Annotated in this window: 12 protein-coding genes and 1 pseudogene; 9 read left to right on the plus strand and 4 right to left on the minus strand. The window is 31.8% G+C overall.

All coding sequences use genetic code 11. The features are described from left to right. Positions 1 to 43: 43 nt before the first annotated feature. Positions 44 to 1,045, minus strand: a complete 1,002-nt coding sequence (locus tag V6C74_RS05230) for a proline dehydrogenase family protein (RefSeq protein ID WP_002453488.1) — start codon at positions 1,043 to 1,045, stop codon at positions 44 to 46. A 246-nt stretch (positions 1,046 to 1,291) separates the two neighbouring features. On the opposite strand from V6C74_RS05230, the gene V6C74_RS05235 reads away from it, so the two are divergent. Further along, entirely contained in the window at positions 1,292 to 2,119 is an 828-nt protein-coding gene (locus V6C74_RS05235) for an alpha/beta fold hydrolase (RefSeq protein WP_016898254.1), read from the plus strand. 412 nt (positions 2,120 to 2,531) lie between these two features. Beyond that, positions 2,532 to 2,933: a MarR family transcriptional regulator gene (locus tag V6C74_RS05240; RefSeq protein ID WP_002453486.1), complete on the plus strand. Its 402-nt coding sequence runs from the start codon at positions 2,532 to 2,534 to the stop codon at positions 2,931 to 2,933. 77 nt (positions 2,934 to 3,010) lie between these two features. Here V6C74_RS05240 and V6C74_RS05245 read toward each other — a convergent pair whose 3' ends face one another. Further along, the gene (locus V6C74_RS05245) at positions 3,011 to 3,574 is read right to left on the minus strand and encodes a class I SAM-dependent methyltransferase (RefSeq protein WP_002434676.1); all 564 of its coding nucleotides are present in this window, start codon (positions 3,572 to 3,574) and stop codon (positions 3,011 to 3,013) included. Then, positions 3,571 to 4,524 carry a TIGR01212 family radical SAM protein gene (locus tag V6C74_RS05250; protein ID WP_002453485.1) on the minus strand — a complete coding sequence of 318 codons (954 nt, stop codon included), beginning with the start codon at positions 4,522 to 4,524 and terminating at the stop codon, positions 3,571 to 3,573. Before V6C74_RS05250 ends, V6C74_RS05245 begins: the two co-directional genes overlap by 4 nt. A gap of 106 nt (positions 4,525 to 4,630) precedes the next feature. On the opposite strand from V6C74_RS05250, the gene V6C74_RS05255 reads away from it, so the two are divergent. The 7 genes and pseudogenes from V6C74_RS05255 (at position 4,631) to V6C74_RS05285 (ending at position 19,618) form a co-directional block, all read left to right on the plus strand. Continuing rightward, entirely contained in the window at positions 4,631 to 5,854 is a 1,224-nt protein-coding gene (locus tag V6C74_RS05255) for an MFS transporter (RefSeq protein WP_002453484.1), read from the plus strand. A 291-nt stretch (positions 5,855 to 6,145) separates the two neighbouring features. Further along, positions 6,146 to 8,563, plus strand: coding sequence for a leucine--tRNA ligase (gene leuS, locus V6C74_RS05260; RefSeq protein ID WP_029625715.1), 2,418 nt, complete (start codon positions 6,146 to 6,148; stop codon positions 8,561 to 8,563). Between the two features lie 20 nt (positions 8,564 to 8,583). Further along, complete coding sequence (locus V6C74_RS05265) at positions 8,584 to 8,895, plus strand: rhodanese-like domain-containing protein (RefSeq protein ID WP_002434691.1); 312 nt, start codon at positions 8,584 to 8,586, stop codon at positions 8,893 to 8,895. Between the two features lie 305 nt (positions 8,896 to 9,200). Then, complete coding sequence (locus V6C74_RS05270; RefSeq protein WP_002453482.1) at positions 9,201 to 14,474, plus strand: SasC/FmtB family protein; 5,274 nt, start codon at positions 9,201 to 9,203, stop codon at positions 14,472 to 14,474. Further along, positions 14,474 to 14,827 carry a DUF1542 domain-containing protein gene (locus V6C74_RS05275; RefSeq protein WP_080573974.1) on the plus strand — a complete coding sequence of 118 codons (354 nt, stop codon included), beginning with the start codon at positions 14,474 to 14,476 and terminating at the stop codon, positions 14,825 to 14,827. The genes V6C74_RS05270 and V6C74_RS05275 overlap by 1 nt, the downstream gene beginning before the upstream one ends. Before the next feature lie 21 nt (positions 14,828 to 14,848). Then, a pseudogene (locus V6C74_RS05280) lies at positions 14,849 to 19,345 on the plus strand (DUF1542 domain-containing protein); the annotation flags it as partial. A gap of 78 nt (positions 19,346 to 19,423) precedes the next feature. After that, complete coding sequence (locus V6C74_RS05285) at positions 19,424 to 19,618, plus strand: LPXTG cell wall anchor domain-containing protein (protein ID WP_152905541.1); 195 nt, start codon at positions 19,424 to 19,426, stop codon at positions 19,616 to 19,618. Positions 19,619 to 19,678: 60 nt separating this feature from the next. On the opposite strand, the gene V6C74_RS05290 is transcribed toward V6C74_RS05285, so the two are convergent. After that, complete coding sequence (locus V6C74_RS05290) at positions 19,679 to 20,938, minus strand: NAD(P)/FAD-dependent oxidoreductase (RefSeq protein ID WP_016898250.1); 1,260 nt, start codon at positions 20,936 to 20,938, stop codon at positions 19,679 to 19,681. Positions 20,939 to 21,085 lie beyond the last annotated feature (147 nt).

Consider the following 21,085-nt stretch of genomic DNA (forward strand, 5'->3'; position numbering starts at 1 on the left):
GTGATAATGGTGCGCAGTTTACTTCTCCGTGTCGTTTGGTTTGTTACCTCTTGAGTAGTTTGGTTGCTATGGCTAGGGTAGAGGCTAAGCCTGTGGCCACGCTGCCGTAGAGGGCTATCCTTTTAAGTGCTTTAGGGTTTGAAAATTCTTTAAACGCAAGTGACAAGTTCTGAGGTCTTTCAGCTAATCTTCTCATAAAGTATGCGAACCAGTCATCTCCAAAAGGAACATAAACTGTAAAATGATAGCCTTCATTGGCAATGGATTGAGCAAGATCAGAACGAAAGCCGTATAACATCTGAAATTCCATTTGATCCTTTTCAATGTGATTTTTCTTCATAAATTGTTTAACATGACTAATGATTTGATCATCATGAGTCGCAATTGATGTATAATTACGTGCGTTTAAAAGTCTTTTCTCTATAATTTTAATATAATTGGAATCAATGTCTTCTTTGGTTTGATAAGCGATAGTTTCATCTTCTTTATAAGCACCTTTAACTAATCGTAATCGTAAGTCTGGGTATTTATCAATTAAATCTTCTGCCTCATATAAGTACGCTTGAACTACCGTACCGACATTTTTAAATTCTCCTTTGAGTTTATCAAGTACATGTTGTATCTGTTGTAAACTATGATATTTCTCAGTATCAATGTTAATGTGCATTTTGCCACACTCATCTGCTTTAAGAAGTATTTCACGCATATTCTCATAAGCAAGATCTAAATCAAATTTACTGCCTAATTGGCTGATTTTAACTGACATGTGTGCCTCAACATTAAAATATTGAATTGCTTCAATAATTTCTAAAATTTGTTGTTTTGCATGTAAACTTTCTTCTTTAGTTTCAACAAATTCGCCTAAACAGTCAACAGTGACCGCAATTCTATATTCATTAAGATATTGAATTGTTTCAATTAGTTGAGGAATAGTATTTCCAGCTACTACTTTATTAGCACCCATTCTAGGGCCAACCTTTTTAGCAGTTTCATTTAAATAAGTATTATTAGATAATGCGATAAAAAAATCTCGGAAAAGTGACATATGTAATACCTCCAATACATTGATACATTAATGTTTAAAAATAGTGTATCACGAAACTAATGTTTGAGAAAGCGTTTACATAACGCATTAAAACACTAATAAAGTAGTTTTATACTTTATGTTCAAGGTGGTAATATCTTTAATTACATTAATTTTAAGTGAAAGTTATGCTAAAAATGGTAATAAATATGTTTGTTTTGATATAATTGTACTATTAAAGAATAAATAAAAAGGGGCAGTCTTAGAATGTGGAAGTGGGAAACAGAAAATGACGCAAAAGGTGTCGTAGTCATTGCTCATAATATTTTAGAACATACTGGACGATATGCATACGTTATTACCATGTTACGAAGAAATGGTTATCATGTTATTATGGGAGACTTGCCTGGACAGGGACAAACCTCACGAGCAAATAAAGGTCAAATCGATGACTTTAATACATATCATGAAAATTTATTAGAATGGATCAAAATAGCCAATGAATATAAAATTCCTACCTTTGTTTTAGGTGTTGGTTTAGGTGGTTTAATTGTCTTAAATCTCTTAGAAAAGGCTGAATTACCTATTGAAGGTGTAATGTTATTGTCTCCTATGTTAGAACTTAGGAGAACTGGTAAAGGTCGAAAGAATAAAATTATTTCTAATTTAGGTAAGATGTCCAAGGATACTAGGTTTAAAGTGGGCATCTCTTCACAAGATTTAACTCGAAATGAAGAAATTATTGACGAAACAGATAATGATGGCCTCATGTTGAAGAAAGTAACGTATCGTTGGTATAACTTAATCGTTGAAAAAATGAAAGAGACAATGGATCATATTAAAGACATTAAACAATTACCAGCGCTTATCATGTATGGAACTGAAGATAAAATTTTAGAAACTGATGCTATCATAGAACTTAAAGATAAATTAGCTAGTAATGAATTGTACTTTAAGGCTTGGAATGGTTTATATCATGAAATTCATAATGAACCCGAGAGAGATCAAGTTATGAGATATGTTCTTACTTTTTTAAATAATAGTGTTAATACTATGGGGTTTGTGGTTAAAGAGGAAGAAATAGAAGATATTTAGGTTAAGAAAGAGCTTGCGTAATGTAAGCTCTTTTTTTAGAATGTTTAATTCAAAATATCATTTTATTGTAACTAAAAACAATTTACAATTTTAATAGAGATATTTAACAAAAACATTGCATTTTAATTAGGAACTTGATATATTTTGTTTGTATAAATAATATAATTTTAATATGTATTGAGACTAGAAGTTGAACTGAAATTATATTATTATTTGGGATGGTTTATTATATGTACTAATGCTTCTAGTCTAGTTCTAATCAAAGGCACTAAATTTGATTTTAAATTAACACATTCAATTAAATAATAGGGAAAATTAGATATTTTTTTAATTTAACCGGTTTTAATTATTAAGGGAGAACCGGTTAAATTAGAAAAATATTAACAGTTATTTTATTTGGGAGATGTTAATTTTGACGAAAAGTGAAAAAGAGAGAGTACATGGAATTTTGCAATTAGAGGCATTACTTTCTGACATTAACACGATTTTTGATACAATCAAAAAAGAGTATAAAATGTCTAAAGAAGAAGTTTTAATTTTACTTACACTTTGGGAAAAAGGTTCAATGACTCTTAAACAAATGGATAAATTCGTTCACATTAAGCCATATAAACGTACAAGAACGTACAACAACTTGGTTAATCTTGAATGGATTTATAAAGAAAGACCTCAAGATGATGAACGAACTGTAATTATTCATTATAATGAGAAACTCAATTCCCAAAAAGAAGATTTACTTAACTTTATTGGACAATCAATTAGAAGTAAATCAGAACCAATGCAAAATAGTTTAAAATCAATTTTAGCTGTTTAACTAGTCTTATATTTTATTATTAAAAGAGATCTTATTCTACGCTTAATTCAAAAGTGAGAATAAGATCTTTTATATATTTATATTCTTTTTTCAATTGCACATATGAAAGGTGCATTATTTTTTTGATTAATAAATTGATACTGTAAAACATGCGCTTTCTGTTGATCAAGTTCTTTAAGATATTTTAAAAGTGCGTCTCGCTCCAATTTACCCTCATCATGTCCATGATAAATAACTAGAATAATAATACCTTCGACACGCATCATATCAAATATTTCCTCAATAGCTTTAATAGTTGAATCCGGTTTAGTAACTATTGATTTATCACCTTTGGGTAAATAACCTAAATTGAATATCGCGCAATCAATGAGATTTAGGTGTCTTTCTAAGACGTGTTGTTTTACATTTTCATGACTGTCTTGAATTAAAGAAACATTGTTAAAATCACTTACTTTGAGTTGAGTATTATCTATCGCTTCTTTCTGAATATCAAATCCATAAACAAACCCATTAGTGACTTTTTCAGCAAGATATAGCGTATCATTACCATTACCACAAGTAGCATCAATGACGATACTACTCTCACAAACATGACTATCAATCAATGACTTTGAGAAGGGGAGAATACGCTCGATTTTCATGATTTAACCTTCTGCTCAAATTTTTTTCCTTGATAAGAGCCTCTACGTTCTAATTCATTATCAATTTCATTTAGGACTTCCCATTTATTTACACTCCACATTGGTCCAACCATTAAATCGATAGGGCCATCACCTGTAATACGATGAACAATCATTTCAGGAGGAATGACCTCAAGTTGATCACATACTAAATTTGTATAGTCTTCTTGACTCATGAATTCTAACATGCCTTTTTCATATTGTTTTACCATTGGTGTTCCTTTTAATAAATGAAGTAAGTGAATTTTAATGCCTTGAACATCCATTTGCGCAACTTCTTTAGCAGTCTCCATCATCATATCGTAATCTTCGCCTGGTAAACCATTGATGATGTGAGTACATACATTAATGTTATGTTTACGTAATTTCGCTACGCCTTCATAATACGTTTGCATGTCATGTGCACGGTTAATTAAATCAGAAGTAGTTTGATGAACAGTTTGTAAGCCCAACTCAACCCAAAGATAAGTTCGTTCATTGAGTTCAGCTAAGTATTCTACTACGTCATCAGGTAAACAGTCAGGACGTGTGGCTATGGATAAACCGACAACACCTTCTTCTTTAAGTACTGGTTCATATTTTTCTTTCAGCACTTCTACAGGCGCATGCGTGTTAGTGAAGGCTTGGAAGTAAGCAATGTATTGTCCTTCGCTCCATTTTTCATGCATTCTTTCTTTAATCTGTTGGAATTGTACTTCAATGGGATCAGCTCTGTTACCAGCAAAGTCACCACTTCCTGCAGCTGAGCAAAAAGTACAACCTCCATGTGCGACAGTACCATCTCTATTAGGGCAGTCAAATCCACCGTCTAAAGCAACTTTAAATATTTTTCGTCCAAATTTATTTTTTAAATGATAATTCCATGAGTGATATCGTTTATTTTCAAAAGCATACGGGAAAAAATTACCCATAATACATTTTCCTTTCTATTTTAGTTCTAAGTACAGATTTTAACATATTTTAGTGTTATAGTGTCTATTGTAGATTGAGAAAAACATAAAGAGAGGGACTCAAGATATGAATATACCTAAATCAGTTTGGTGGCTAGTTATTGGCATGGCCTTAAATATCACTGGCGCCAGTTTTTTGTGGCCTTTAAACACTATTTATATGAAGGAAGAACTTCATAAAAGTCTTACAATTGCTGGTATTGTCTTAATGATTAATTCATTTGGCATGGTTGTTGGTAACTTACTAGGGGGCACCTTATTTGATAAACTTGGTGGTTATAAAACCATACTTATAGGTACTATTACATGTTTGTGCAGTACTACGCTGTTAAATCTATTTCATGGTTGGCCATGGTATGCAATTTGGCTCGTGTTATTAGGTTTTGGTGGCGGTATGATTGTCCCAGCAATTTATGCTATGGCCGGAGCAGTATGGCCAAATGGGGGACGACAAACATTTAATGCCATTTATTTAGCGCAAAATATAGGTGTTGCATTGGGCGCAGCACTTGGAGGATTTGTTGCTGAATTTAGCTTTAATTTTATTTTTCTAGCTAATTTAGTTATGTATGTTTTATTTGCTCTTGTTGCAATTACACAATTTAATTTGGAAATTCATGCTAAAGTTAAGCATCAAGATGCAGTTGATTTAAAAAGTAAAGAAAATAGAAAACGTTTTACAGCAATGATGTTGGTATGTACGATGTTTGCTATTTGTTGGATCGCCTATATTCAATGGGAAACAACAATTGCATCCTTTACTCAATCAATCAATATCTCTATGTCTCAATATAGTGTGCTTTGGACAATAAACGGTATTATGATTTTAGTAGCACAACCACTTATTCGACCAATTATTGTAATTTTAAGAGGGAACTTAAAACATCAAATGTTCGTTGGTATTTTAATCTTTATGAGTTCTTTCCTTGTTACAAGTTTTGCGCATCACTTTGCTATTTTCGTTGTAGGTATGGTTATTCTTACATTTGGTGAAATGTTTGTATGGCCTGCAGTTCCTACTATTGCCAATAAACTTGCACCTGAAGGTAAACAGGGTCAATACCAAGGCTTTGTAAACTCTGCTTCTACAGTTGGTAAAGCCTTTGGACCGTTTATTGGTGGTATACTCGTAGATGCAATGAATATGAGTATGATGTTTGTAGGAATGATAGTATTACTTTGCTTCGGACTCATTTTCCTAAGCATCTTTGATAGAGGTTTGCCTAAAGATAAAAATGAAACCCCTATACCTAGAAGACGTAAGAGAAGAAAATCAAAAGCTTCTAAATAAATATAATATGGAAGAAATAGCTTTAACTACTTGCAATAATACGTTTGATAACATAAGATTAAAAATGAATAGAAAGAAGCATTTAGAGGCTTTTCTACAGAGAACTAGTAGTGGTGAGAACTAGTGTTAAGGACTAAATCGTTTCCAATAATTAAATGAATTTAATGAGACATCTCTAACTATTTTAATGAAGTGCGCTTGATAAGCGAATAAGGGTGGTAACGCGGCAACACTGTCGTCCCTTTATACACACAATAGTAGAGGTGTCTTTTTTATGAAATAGGAGGAAATGTGTTGAATTACAATCACAAGGAAATTGAAAAAAAATGGCAAGATTATTGGGCAGAAAATAAAACATTTAAAACAAGTGACAATTTAGGTCAAAAGAAATTTTATGCGTTAGACATGTTTCCTTATCCATCTGGTGCAGGATTACACGTAGGACATCCTGAGGGATACACAGCTACTGATATTGTTTCAAGATATAAGCGTATGCAAGGATATAATGTGCTACATCCTATGGGATGGGATGCCTTTGGTCTACCTGCTGAACAATATGCGTTAGATACTGGAAATGACCCTCGTGAATTTACTAAGAAAAACGTACAAACATTTAAACGTCAAATTCAAGAATTAGGTTTTAGTTATGATTGGGATCGAGAAGTAAATACCACTGATCCAGAATATTACAAATGGACACAATGGATTTTCATTCAACTTTATAATAAAGGTTTAGCATATGTTGATGAGGTTGCGGTGAATTGGTGCCCAGCTTTAGGCACAGTTTTATCAAACGAAGAAGTCGTTGATGGCGTTTCAGAGCGTGGTGGACACCCAGTTTATCGTAAACCAATGAAACAATGGGTACTAAAAATTACTGAATATGCAGATCGTTTATTAGAAGATTTAGATGACTTAGATTGGCCTGAATCAATTAAAGATATGCAACGTAATTGGATAGGTCGTTCTGAAGGTGCGAAAGTATCCTTTAATGTTGAGGACACTGATAATAAAATTGATGTCTTCACAACACGTCCTGATACAATTTTTGGTACGTCATTCTTAGTATTAAGTCCTGAACATTCACTTGTTAATAGCATTACTTCTGAAGACAAACAAGAAGAAGTCAAAGCTTACCAAGAAGAAGCTTCTAAGAAATCAGATTTAGAACGTACTGATTTAGCTAAAGTAAAAACAGGCGTTTTCACAGGTGCATATGCAATTAATCCTCTTTCTGGTGAGAAATTACCAATTTGGATTGCTGATTATGTACTATCAACATATGGAACTGGTGCAGTTATGGCGGTTCCTGGACATGATGAACGTGATCATGAATTTGCAAAGAAATTTGATTTACCAATCATTGAAGTCATCAAAGGCGGAGATGTTCAACTAGAAGCATACACTGGTGAAGGTGAGCACGTTAATTCAGGTGAACTCAATGGTCTTGAAAATGAAGCTGCCATTAGTAAAGCAATTGAGTTATTAGAAGATAAAGGCGCTGGTGAGAAAAAAGTTAACTACAAACTGCGCGATTGGTTATTTAGCAGACAGCGTTACTGGGGTGAACCAATTCCAATTATTCATTGGGAAGACGGTTCAATGACAACTGTGCCTGAAGAAGAATTACCTTTATTACTGCCAGAAACTAGTGAAATTAAACCTTCTGGAACTGGGGAATCACCTCTAGCTAATATTGATGAATTTGTAAATGTGATTGATGAAAAGACAGGCATGAAAGGACGTCGTGAAACGAATACAATGCCTCAGTGGGCAGGAAGTTGTTGGTATTACTTACGTTATATTGATCCAGATAATGAAAATATGATTGCTGACCCTGAAAAATTAAAGCACTGGTTACCAGTTGATTTATATATTGGTGGGGTAGAACACGCAGTACTTCATCTATTATATGCAAGATTCTGGCATAAAGTTCTTTATGATTTAGGTGTAGTTCCTACAAAAGAACCATTCCAAAAATTATATAACCAAGGGATGATTCTAGGTGAAGGCAATGAAAAAATGAGTAAATCTAAAGGAAACGTTATTAATCCTGACGATATCGTATCTTCACATGGCGCGGATACACTACGTCTATATGAAATGTTTATGGGACCACTTGATGCAGCAATTGCTTGGAGTGAAAACGGCTTAGATGGTTCAAGAAGATTCCTTGATCGTGTATGGAGACTTATCGTTACTGAAGATGGCTCATTAAATAACAAGATTGTAGAGTCTAACGATAAATCATTAGACAAAGTTTACAATCAAACAGTTAAAAAAGTAACTGAAGATTTCGATGCGCTTAGCTTTAATACTGCAATCAGTCAATTAATGGTATTTATTAACGATTGTTATAAAGCTAATGAAATTTATAAACCTTATATTGAAGGTTTTGTAAAAATGTTAGCGCCAATTGCTCCTCATATTTGTGAAGAGTTATGGAGTAAACTAGGTCATAATGAAACTATAACTTATCAACCATGGCCTACATTTGATGAAAGTCTACTTGTTGACGATGAAGTTGAAATTGTAGTTCAGGTTAATGGCAAAGTCCGTGCTAAATTAAATATTCCAAAAGATTTATCAAAAGAGGAAATGCAAGATTTAGCTTTGGCTAATGATAATGTTAAAATGAGTATCGAAGGTAAAGAGATTAAAAAAATTATCGCAGTACCTCAAAAATTAGTTAACATTGTTGCTAAATAAATATTAAGGAGAGATTATTAATGGAATCAATTACAGTAGATGAACTAAAGAAAAAAGTGTTGGATTCTAATCCAGTTAATATCGTAGATGTTAGAAATGATGAAGAAACAGCTATGGGTGTTATTCCTGGAGCTAAAACGATTCCAATGGATCAAATTCCTGATAACTTAAATGAGTTTAATAAAGACGAAACATATTATATTATCTGTGCTGCTGGAGCTAGAAGTGCTAAAGTCGTTGAATATCTTGAAGATAAAGGTATTCATGCTGTTAATGTTGAAGGTGGCATGAATGAATGGGGAGATGAAGGTACTGTTATCGACAGTATTTAAACTCATCTTAAGTAAATGTTTTTATCACACTAGTCCGACAAGGGCTAGTGTTTTTTTATACAAAAAAAGATTTTTGCAATATGTTATGTGTTAGGAAACAAAATATTATTAATAAATTTCAATTGAGTTAAAATAATTTTATACAATAGTAGATTTTAAATATTATAGATGATAAAATCAAACAGACTAAAAAGATTGTGTTCAATAAACCAGAAGTCAGATTTTTAAAAAGTTCTAAACATCATGAAAATAATTATTCACATTAAACTAACATCAAAGAATCAACATCTAGGAGGAACAACTTAATGAATCTATTTAGAAAACAGAAATTTAGTATTAGAAAATTTAACATTGGAATTTTTTCGGCACTCATTGCGACTGTTACATTTTTAGCGCATCCATCACAAGCCTCTGCATCAGAACTAGACTCAACTCAACCCGAAAGTTCTGAAGGAACAGTGCAAAATGGCTCTGGACAAAATGTGTCAACTGAAGAATCAAGCGCACAATTAAACAACGATGTTATTCAAGGTGATAATAAACCAAGTACAACTCATTTAGAACAATCTGATAATTTGAATAACTCACAAATTACAGGCAATACACTAGATCAAACACAATCTCTAACTAATAATGAATCAAATGAATTAGAAAATGAAACTAATACTTTAGCAACTAATACGAATTCTACTATCGATGAGAACGCTATACATGTTGATAACACAACTCAACACTATTTAGAAGCTAAGGCTAATGATAAGTCATCTAAAGATGCTAAAAATACGTCAAATCCAATTACACACGATACAAAGGTAGTAAGAGAAGAAAGTAATTTACCTAAAAAAAGAAGCCGAAGAGATTTACCAGCTGAAGATAGCAACAACGCAAACACGGCTACGACAATTAATGATCCTAATTTAAGTAATACAGGATCAAACAGTATAAAAACAACGTTAACGTTTGATGATTTAGGCATTACTACTAGTAATAACAGACATAAACCTGAAGTAAAAGTCCTAAATGAATTAAAAGGATTCAAAATGATTAATGGTGGTAGTGTAGGGTTAGTTAATAGTGAACTTGAGCGTACCAATGTATTTCATAGTGGTGATCCTAGAAACTATCAAGCAAGTGGTAATGTATTGGTTCTAGGTAGATCAAGAGGGACAGATGTTAATGATCATGGAGGTTTCAATGGAGTTGAAAAAGATTTCACTGTTAATCCAAATTCAGAATTAATATTTGGATTTAATACAATGCCTGCCAATAATGGTAAAGGTGGAACATATTTAATAGTTAAAAATGCAGATAATGATAAGCAAATTGTGAAACAAGATGTTCAAGATGGTGGGATTTGGAGATTAGTTAAAATTCCAGATAATGTTAATAGAGTTAAAGTTCAATTTTTACCAAATAATGATATTATGACTGACACTCGCCGAGTGGCTCTATTAAAGGATGGATATAAATATTACTCACTTATAGATTCCATTGATATCGCTTCAGGATCTCATTTGAAGGTGCTCCCTAAGGAAAATAATGATGCTGTGAAGAATAATAAACAATTTGAAGTGAGTACTAGAATAGAGAATGATGGTAATTTCGCTGCTGCGTTAGATACTAATAAATTAATTTATACGGTTAAATTACCAGAAAACTTTGAGTATATTGATGATTCTACTGTAGCTACGTTCGTTAATGGAAATATGCCAAATACTACAATAAAACCTTTAAGTGTAAATTACGATCGACAAACTAATACACTGACTTTCACAAGTAATGGTGTGAATAAGTCTAGTAGTAATCAAGAAGATGCTAAATTTTTACCTAATAAAATTTTAAATATTAAATATAAATTAAGACCTGTTAATATTCCAACGCCTAGACAAGTTACAGTTAATCAATCAATAACATATAAAACTTATGCTCAATATTACTTAAATACTAATGATAATACTGTAACTGCGCAGCAAACACCATTTACAATTGATGTAAAAATGAATAAAGACGATTTAGAAGAACAAGTGAATAAAGAAGTTATACCTTCAAATTATACTTTAGCCTCTTTTAACGCTTATAAAAAATTAAAAGCCCAAGCACAAACGATACTTGATGAAGAAGCTAATAATAAACCAATTAATGAGAGAGTTTCCCAAGCTGAAATCGATAGTTTGTTACATCAATTACAGAATACATTAATTAATAGGGTGGACGCAGCTCAAGAAATTAATAATAAAGCACAAGATATGAGTGATGAAGCGGAAGCTAACAATGAATTAACTACTGAAGAAAAAGAAGCTCTAACGGAGAGAATAGATAATGATAAGAATGAAATCCTCAGTAAAATTGATGATCAAACAACTGATGAAGGTGTCGAGCAAGTTAAAAATACTGGACTAACTACCTTGGCTGCAGACACTCCTCAACCAGTAATAAAACCTAAAGCGCGTGAAGCCATTAATAATAAAGTTACTGATCAAAAAGCGTTAATTAACCAAAATAATGAGGCAACGCATGAAGAGAAAAATGTCGCAATTCAAAAAGTTGATAATCATTCTTCGGAATCACTACAAAAAATTGGTGAGGCTGAAACAGAGAGTACTGTTAATGCAGCGAGAGATGAGGGTATTAATAACATTTCTTCGGACATTCCAAACCCTCAACAAAAATCCGAAGCTAGAAGAATAATCAATCAAAAAGCTCAAGATAAAATCACTGAAATTAATCAAAACACTCAAGCCACTCAAGACGAGAGAAATATTGCTTTAAACAATGTAAACCAAGCAAAAACACAAGCTTTGCAAAATATTCAAAATGCTAATACAAATAATGATGTTACTAACGCTAAAGATGCTGCAATAAATACAATTAATCAATTAAGTGTTAACCCTGTTAAAAGAAAGCAAGCTATTAATGAATTAAACACGGTAGCGCAGCAACAAAAACAGAACATTCAAAGAAATAATGAAGCTACAACCGAAGAAAAAACGGAAGCTGAAAGTAAAGTGGAAAGAGAATTAGCTCAAGCTACTCAAAACATTAATTCTGCATCTACTAATAATGAGGTTGACCAAGCAAAAACAAGTGGTCAGAATGCTATTAATTTAGCCAATCCTAACACTACAGTTAAGCGAATTGCACGAGAAGCAATTGAAAATAAAGTAACTTCTCAAATTCAACAAATCAATGCTAATAACAAAGCAACTAATGAAGAAAAAGAGACAGCAATTAATAATGTATATGCACATAAGCAAGAAGCTTTGAACAATGTTACTAATGCTCATTCAAATTCAGATGTTAAAAATGTACAACAAGATGGTATAAACACTATCAATCTAGATCAACCGAATGCGGTTAAAAAAGATCAAGCAATTTTGGAATTAAGTCAAAAGGCACAAGAAAGAAAAGCTACACTTAACCAAACACCAGATGCAACTGATGAAGAGAAAAACGCTGCTAATACCAAGGTTGATCAGGCACTTAATGATGGTATACAACAAATTAATCGTTCAACATCAAATAATGACGTTGATAATGCTAAGACAAATGCTACACAAACAATCGATAACATCAATGTAGATGTTCTAAAGAAACCACAAGCTAAAGAAGAAATCGCATCTAAAGTGAATGACAAACAAAGAGAAATAACGAATGATAATGAAGGTACTACTGAAGAAAAACAAAGTGCTATAGAAAGTGTAAATCAAGCTAAAGTTGAGGCTGACAGTGGTATTTCACAAGCTCAAACTAATACAGAGGTTGAAAAAGCTAAAAATGCTGGATTGAGTAATATTGGAAATATTCATCCTGTCTTTAATAAAAAACAACAAGCACGTGCAAAAATAAATGAGAAATTTAAAACAAAACAAGATCAAATCAATCAAACCCCTAATGCTACTCAAGAAGAAAAAAATGAAGCATTAACAAAATTAACGCAAGCTAAAGATGCTGTATTACAAACAATAAGTAATTCACAATCAAATGATAATGTTGACCAAGCACAAACAAATGGAATTCAAACTTTAGATGGTATTAACACTACAGTTAATAAAAAACCTCAAGCAAAAGAAAGTATTAATCATGTCGCTCAAAATCATAATAATGAAATTGACTTAAATAATAACGCTACTACTGAAGAAAAAGATGATGTAAAGAATTTAGTAAATGCAGCAATTACTAACATCAATAATAATATTGACAACGCAGATACAGACGCTCAAGTAGATAGCGCAGTGGCTAATGGAACTCAAACGATAAATTCAATTACTCCTGCTACGACTGTAAAAACTAATGCTAAAAATGAAATTGCTAAAAAAGCAGAGTCTATCATAGCTAAAAACCAAACTTCACCTGATGCTACTGACGAAGAAAAAGCAGAAGCTAATTCAAAAGTAGAAGAAGCAAAAGCTGAAGCTAATAGTAACATTCAAATAGCAAAGTCAAATGAACAAGTTAAAGAAGCAAAAGATAACGGTCTTAATAAAATTAATGAAATTAGCCCAACTACTACAATTAAGTCAGAAGCTAGAAAGGCTGTTCAAAATAAAGTAAACGAGCAAATTGGTTTAATCAAAGCGACACCAGATGCAACTGATGAAGAAAAAGCAACTGCTATTGCAAAAGTTAATAGTGAACTAGCCAAAGTTCAACAACAAATTAATACAGAACATACATCTCAAGGAGTTAATAGTGTTAAGGCAAATGCAATGACTGCAATAGAGCAAATCACAGCTCAAGCAATAGAGAAAGAAACCGCTAGAGATGCAGTTAAACAAAAAGCTAATGAACAAACTGATGTTATCAATAATAACAATAACTCAACAGAGGAAGAGAAAGTAGAAGCGATAGGCAGAATAAATAATGCTAAACAAGAAGCACTAGACAATATTAATAGTGCAACAATGAATCAAGCCGTAACTAGTGCTAAAAATGAGGGTATTAATAATATTAATTTAATTCAATCGTCAACATCTACTAAGACAAATGCTAAGAGTGATATTGATCGTAAATTAAGTGAACAAATAGAAAATATTAACCAGCATCAAACTGCTACAACAGAAGAAAAAGATACAGCTGTTCAATTAGCAAACCAAAAAGCTAATGAAGCAAAAAATAATATTCAAACTGCAACGGATAACGAAGGCGTTGCTCAGGCTAAGACAAATGGCATAAGTGCAATAAATAATATTGAACCTAATGCACAACAAAAACCTACCGCTAAACAAGATATAGAAACCAAAGTAACTGAACAAAATAGAGTAATTGATAATACGGCTAATGCAACTGATGAAGAAAAGCAAGAAGCTAAAAATAGAGTAAAAACAGAAGAAAATACAGGTAATCAAAATATTGATCAAGCTCAAACAAATCAACAAGTAATTGATGCAAAAACTACTACTATTGATACAATAAACACTATTATCCCTAATGTAACAAAGAAACCAACCGCAAATAGGGAAATTGATGCTAAGTTTGAGCAACTTAAACAAGCTATCAATTCTACACCTGATGCAACAACAGATGAGAAAAATGAAGCTATACAACGTTTAATTGAAAAAAAGATGAAAGTAAAAATCTAATTAGTCAAGCAACTAAGGATGCACAAGTAGATCAAAATAAAGAAAATGGAATACATGAATTAGAAACTATTCATGCTCATCCAACTAAAAAAGCAGAGGCTATTCATGCTGTTCGAGAGAAAGTTAAATCACAAAATGACTTAATTACGAATAACAACGATGCAACAGATGAAGAAAAAGAGGTCGCAAAAAATCTTCTAGAAGCAAGCAAAATAAAAACAATTAGTAGTATTAATCAAGCACAAACAAATGCTCAAGTAGATAATGTAAAATCTAAAGCAATCACAGCAATAAGTGCTATCAATGCCCAACCTCATAAGAGACAAGATGCTATCAATAGTTTAATTGCTTAGGCAGAAAGTAAAAAAGCTGACATAAGAAATAATTCTCAAGCTACTACTGAAGAAAAAAATACGGCAACGCAATCTATTGAAGTAGCTTTAACTAAAGCTAAAGCAGAAATTAGTAATGCTCAAACTAATGCTGTAGTGGATGAAAAGCTTGAAGCAGGTAAACAAAGTCTCCAACAAATTGAGGTATCAACAGTAACTAAAACAACTGCAAAAGCTGATGTAGCAAATGCTATAAATAATAAAAGAGAACAAATTAATATTAATCGTCAGGCTACAACAGAGGAAAAAGATGAAGCACTTAATCAACTAAAACAGGAAGAAACGAAGGCAAATAATGCAATTGATTCAGCCTTAGCAAATCAAAATGTTAATGATGCCAAAACACAATACTTGGCAAGTATTGAAAATATTCAGCCTAATATTGTTAAAAAGCCTGCATCAAATGATGTAATCAATAATAAAGTAACAGAACAAACAAAACTTATTAATAATAATCAAGAAGCTACTTCAGAAGAGAAACAGGCAGCTTTAACGAAATTAGAAACTGCGAAAACTAGTGCACTTCAAAATATTAATCAAGCTTCTACAAAAGACGAAGTTCAAGCAGCTGAAAATACTGGTGTTGCAGAAATAGGAAAAATAGTGCCAGAAACAACTGTGAAACAAGCAGCTAAACAAGGCATTGAACAAACTACTCAAAATCAAATAACCAAAATAAATGATAATAATAATTCAACATTTGAAGAAAAAGCAGTAGCTATTAATAAAGTCAACATAGCTAAAAATGAGGCATTAAATAATATTACTAATGCTACGACAACGCAGTTAGTTCAAGATGCAAAAAATAGCGGAACTATTGTAATCACAGGAATAAATCCTGATACATCGGTAAAAGCAAATGCGATTCAGGCTCTTTCAACAGAAGCTAAAAATAAAAATGATTTAATTGATCAAACACCTAATGCAACTGCTGAAGAAATGGAAGAAGCAAATAATAAAGTAGATAGTATCCAAGAAAAAGCAAATGCTAACATAGGCAAAGCTAATACAACAGATGAAGTTAACCAAATTAAAGCAAAAGCAATTCAAGATATGAAAGCTGTTCAAACTGAAGTTGTTAAAAAACAAAATGTGAAAGAACAACTTTCACAATTAGGTGAGAATCAAAAACAAGTGATTAATAGCAACACTGAATCTACTAAGGATGAGAAAGACGAAGCTATTGAGAGACTTAATAATGAATTAAATACTGCAACTACACAAATTAACAATGCAAGTCATAATAGTGAAGTTGACGGAATCTTAAATAATTCTAGACCTAAAATAGAAGCTATTACACCTCAAGCGAGAAAGAAACGTTCAGCAATAGATGAAATTGGTGCAAAAGTTAATGCACAAAATAGTGAAGTTGACAAAAATAAAGAAGCGACTTTAGAAGAGAGAAATGATGCACTAAATAAAATTAATCAAGCTTATGAATAAGGTAAGGCTAACATTAAAAATGCTCAAACTAATGATGAAGTTGACAATGCTAAAAATTCAAGTATACAAAAAATTGCATTAATACAACCATCTACTGAAGTAAGAGCAAATGCCAGAAAAGCATTAAAAGCGAAAGCAGATGAACAAAACACCTTAATTGACAGTAATCGCAATGCCACAACAGAAGAAAAATTAGAAGCAAAAGAATTAGTTGAACAAGAATTAAATTCATCTAACTATAGATTAAAACACGCTGATACAAATCAAGATGTTCAAGATATAATATCTGAAGATTCAAAAGCTATAGCTAATATACAACCATCTACTGATGTTAAGGATAGAGCTAAAGCAGATGTTGTTGCTAAAAGTAATGAAAAACAAAATGAAATTGTTAATAATACTGAAGCAACTACAGAAGAGAAAGAAGTGGCTTCCCAACAGCTTCAACAGGTTACTAATCGAACAAATAATTCAATTGGTTTAGCACAAGATACAGATCAAGTAAACGTAGAAAAGAATAAGGGCATAGAATCTATTAAAGATATTCAACCTATTATCGTTAAAAAACCAGCTGCTAGGGTTGAGCTTGATAAAGCACTTAAAATAAAACAAAACGAGGTTAATCAATTACCTAATGCAACTACGGACGAATTACAGCAAGCGTTAAATCATTTAGATCAATTTGTTCAAGAAGCTAAAACTAATATAAATCAAGCACAAACTAATGCTCAAGTAGATCAAGCTAAAGAGAACGGTACTAACAGTATTAATACTTTTGAACCAGTAATAGGTGTTAAACAGAATGCAATTGACGCAATTAATAATGCTAAACAAGAAAAAATCGACCGAATAAGTCTAGCTTTCAGTGCTACACAAGAAGAGAAAGATAAAGCATCACAATTCGTAAATGAAGAAGCTCAAAAAGCTATAGAATTAATTAATAAAGCCCAAACAAATTCACAAGTAACTGAAGCAAAAGATAATGTTTTAAATACGATTAAACAATTTGAACCAGAATATCATAAGAAGCGAAATGCAATTCTAAAACTTTATGATATTGTTGATGCTCAAGAAGCTATTATTAATGCAGTTCCTGATGCAACAGAAGATGAGAAACAAAAAGCTATAGATAAAGTTGAACAATTATTACATGTTACGAAAAAAGAAATCGGTTTAGCAAGTGATAATGCTGGTGTAGATGACATTTACAACAACATATCAGAGCAAATTAAAACAATTTTCCCTGAAGTTGTAAGTAAATCTAATGCTAGAACTATACTTAACAATTTAGCTAATCAATTAATTAAAACATTTGAAAATACACCTGATGTTACTACAGAAGAACGTGATGATGCTATCAACCATGTGAAAAATCAATTAAGTGCGGTCTTAGGTGCAATCGATAAGGATACTAGAGATGTACAAGTGGCTCAAGAAAAGGTATTTGGTTTAAATGATTTAAACAATATTGTTATTAATGTAATTCAAAAACCAACTGCTAGAAAAGCTATAAATACAAAAGCAGATGAAATTAAATTATCAATTAACAATACACCTAATGCTACGGATGAGGAAAAACAGAATGCATTAGATAAAGTTCATGCTATTGTTAATGATGCCCAAAATAAAATCCGTGATTCTAAAGCAGATAGTGAAGTTATGGTCGCTAAAACAGATGCAATTTCTTTACTTTCTGTTATCAATCCGGAAGTTCAAGTAAAACCATTTGCTTTAGATGGAATCCAACAACAAGCTAATAATCAAAAAGCTAAAATAAACAACAACTCTGAAGTGACTAAAGAAGAAAAAGATGCAGCTCTACTTTTAGTAGATGATTTAATTAAACAGAGTGAAGTACGATTAGATGCTGCGACTAAAAACCAACAAGTTGAAGATATTAAAAATGATATTATTAATAAAATTTTAAATATTGAACCAACTAATAGCATTAAACCTGCAGCTTTGAAACAAATTTTAGCTAAATTAGACGCTCAAAAAGCGTTTATTAGTGAAAATAATGATGCTACGGACGAAGAGAAAGCGGTAGCTATAGATAAACTCGTAGAAGCGTCTAGTGAATATGCTGCTAAAATTGATGATGCTAAAACGAATGATGAGGTTGAAGCAGTTAAAAATCAAAGTATTAAAGATATAGAATCTATACTTTCTCTAATTAGTAAGAAACCTCAAGCTAAGTTAGAAGTACAACAGAAAGCTGAGGAAATTCGAACTACAATTAATTCTAATAAAGATGCTACTACTGAAGAGAAAAATGCAGCTTTAAAAACTTTAGATGAATTGATAAATGAGGCAAATGAATCTATATTATCTGCTCATACTAATGAAGAAGTTGATAAAGCCAAAGTACTTGCTTTACCGAAAATTGAAGCGGTGAAAGTTACAACTGAAGTTAAACCTCAAGCAAAAGCGCAAATTCAAGATGTAGCTAATAAGAAGAAAAATGAGTTTGAGAAATTTGAGGATGCAACTGTTGAAGAAAAACAAGAAGTATTAAATAAACTTGCTGAGACAGTTAATACTATTAATCTTGCTATACAAGATTCTGAGGCTAATGCTGATGTAGCAAAAACACTTCACGACGGTTTAGCTAAATTAGATTTAATTCAAATAAATGCACATAAGAAATCTGATGCGAAATCATACTTACATCAACAACTTTCTGCTAAAATTCATGCTGTTGAAGCAAATAGTGATGCGACAGTTGAAGAGAAGCAAGCATTTATTAGCAAATTAAAAGCTTTAGTCAATCGTATTCATATGCAAGTGAATGACTCAGAAACAAATGAAGAAGTAGATAATAGTTTGAATAACTTTAAAGTAGAATTTGAAAAATTAAAATTACAAACTCATAAAAAAGCTAATGCTAAACGTATCATTCAAAACAAAGCGGATGAAATCATTCGAAATATTGAAGATAATGATAAGGTTAGTTATCAAGCTAAATTAGCAGCTAAAAATTTAATTTCTCAAATTTTGAATGATTCATTTAAAGAAATTGAAGACGCTAATGATAATAAAACTGTTGATGAAGTAGTCAAACAAACTATTACTAAACTAGAAGCTATAAAAGTTAAAGAAGATAAGTTAAACTCTATGGAATCTACTCATCAAACTGAACAAAATAATAAATGTGATAATGTAAATGGCTCTAATAATAATCAACATACAATAAATGAATTGCCTGATACTGGTGAAACAGATTATTCAGGACCTTTAGCAGGTGCAGCATTACTTTCAGGGCTAGCATTGTTATCTACACGTAAAAATAAAAAAGATAAAAAATCTTAATTCACTACTCAAAAAACCTTCTAGGTAGCATAAAACGTTACCTAGAAGGTTTTAAATATATTAGGATTCATTTTTAAAAGTTCCAGCATTAGATCCAGCAACGTGACCTGTCACTAATGCACTTGTTATATTGTATCCGCCAGTATAACCATGTATATCTAATACCTCTCCACACAAAAATAATCCTGGAACGATTTTTGACATCATTGTTTTAGGTTGTATTTCTTTTAAAGATACACCACCACCAGTGACAAATGCTTTATCAATGGGGAGTGTTCCATTAACGTTAAACGTAAATCCTTTTAAATTTGAGATAAAATGATTTAATTGTTGATTAGACAAATGATGAGATGTAGTTTCATCACTAATATCGGATTGTTCTAACATAAACAATAAGTAACGTTCTTCAATTAAGCCATGCAAACTATTTTTTATATACTTATCTGGTTCAGCCTTTAATAAGGAGTTAATTTTTTGAGAGAGTTGATCGTGATTTAAATCTGGAAATACGTCCAATTGCATAGCAATATCCTGTTTCTTTTGATTCTTTTGTTCTTTATAAACAAATTGGCTACATCTAAGCGCAGCTGGACCACTTACACCAAAGTGCGTAAATATCATATCCATTTGATGGCTTATTCTTTTTTTACCATTTTTCTTTAAAACTGATAATTCTACATCTTTCAAACTTAATCCTTTAAGACGTTTTGATTTAATGAAAGCGTCGCTAGAAGTTATTGGAACTTCTGTAGGGAAGAGTTCGGTTATAGAGTGGCCAAGAGATTCGGCGAATTGATAACCGTCTCCAGTTGACCCTGTTTGTGGTACAGATGTACCACCAGTAGCAATGATTAAAGATTTACTTTGGAATTCACCTTTTTGAGTTGTAACATAAAAAATACCGTTATCATGAAAAATTTCTGTGACTGGAGTTTCCTCCATAACATTAACTTTGTTTTCATTAATTTGTTTAATCAAAGTGTTTACAACATCCTGTGCTTTATTGGATACAGGGAACATCCGACCGTGATCTTCTTCTTTTAATTTCACGCCTCGGCTTTCAAAAAATTCAATAATAGATTCATTATCAAAAACTGAGAAAGGACTATAAAGAAATTTACCGTTACCAGGTATGTTTTTGATTATTTCAGCATAGGGTAGGCGATTAGTAACATTACAACGACCTCCACCTGATATTTTCAATTTTCGTCCTAAACCCTTTTTCTTTTCAATTAATAAGACATTATCACTTACTTCACTTGCGGCGACTGCAGCCATTGAACCGCTGGGACCTCCGCCAATTATAATAGTTTGATACATTGAGTTACCTCCACATATTCCTTGTTACAATTGTATAAGACTATTTAAGTATTATCTAATAAAAATTAAGGTATGAGATGACAAAGAGTAAAAATATAATTATAATATGAAACTTGGAACCTCATTAAATTAATACTAACATCGTGT

Source organism: Staphylococcus capitis subsp. capitis (genome assembly GCF_040739495.1).
In the GTDB taxonomy this organism is placed as follows: Bacteria; Bacillota; Bacilli; order Staphylococcales; family Staphylococcaceae; genus Staphylococcus; species Staphylococcus capitis.

Coding starts and splice junctions, on each gene's coding strand:
- V6C74_RS05230 (WP_002453488.1), bottom strand. CDS start 1,045: ATGTCACTTTTCCGAGATTTTTTTATCGCATTATCTAATAATACTTAT.
- V6C74_RS05235 (WP_016898254.1), top strand. CDS start 1,292: ATGTGGAAGTGGGAAACAGAAAATGACGCAAAAGGTGTCGTAGTCATT.
- V6C74_RS05245 (WP_002434676.1), bottom strand. CDS start 3,574: ATGAAAATCGAGCGTATTCTCCCCTTCTCAAAGTCATTGATTGATAGT.
- V6C74_RS05250 (WP_002453485.1), bottom strand. CDS start 4,524: ATGGGTAATTTTTTCCCGTATGCTTTTGAAAATAAACGATATCACTCA.
- V6C74_RS05255 (WP_002453484.1), top strand. CDS start 4,631: ATGAATATACCTAAATCAGTTTGGTGGCTAGTTATTGGCATGGCCTTA.
- V6C74_RS05265 (WP_002434691.1), top strand. CDS start 8,584: ATGGAATCAATTACAGTAGATGAACTAAAGAAAAAAGTGTTGGATTCT.
- V6C74_RS05270 (WP_002453482.1), top strand. CDS start 9,201: ATGAATCTATTTAGAAAACAGAAATTTAGTATTAGAAAATTTAACATT.
- V6C74_RS05285 (WP_152905541.1), top strand. CDS start 19,424: ATGGAATCTACTCATCAAACTGAACAAAATAATAAATGTGATAATGTA.
- V6C74_RS05290 (WP_016898250.1), bottom strand. CDS start 20,938: ATGTATCAAACTATTATAATTGGCGGAGGTCCCAGCGGTTCAATGGCT.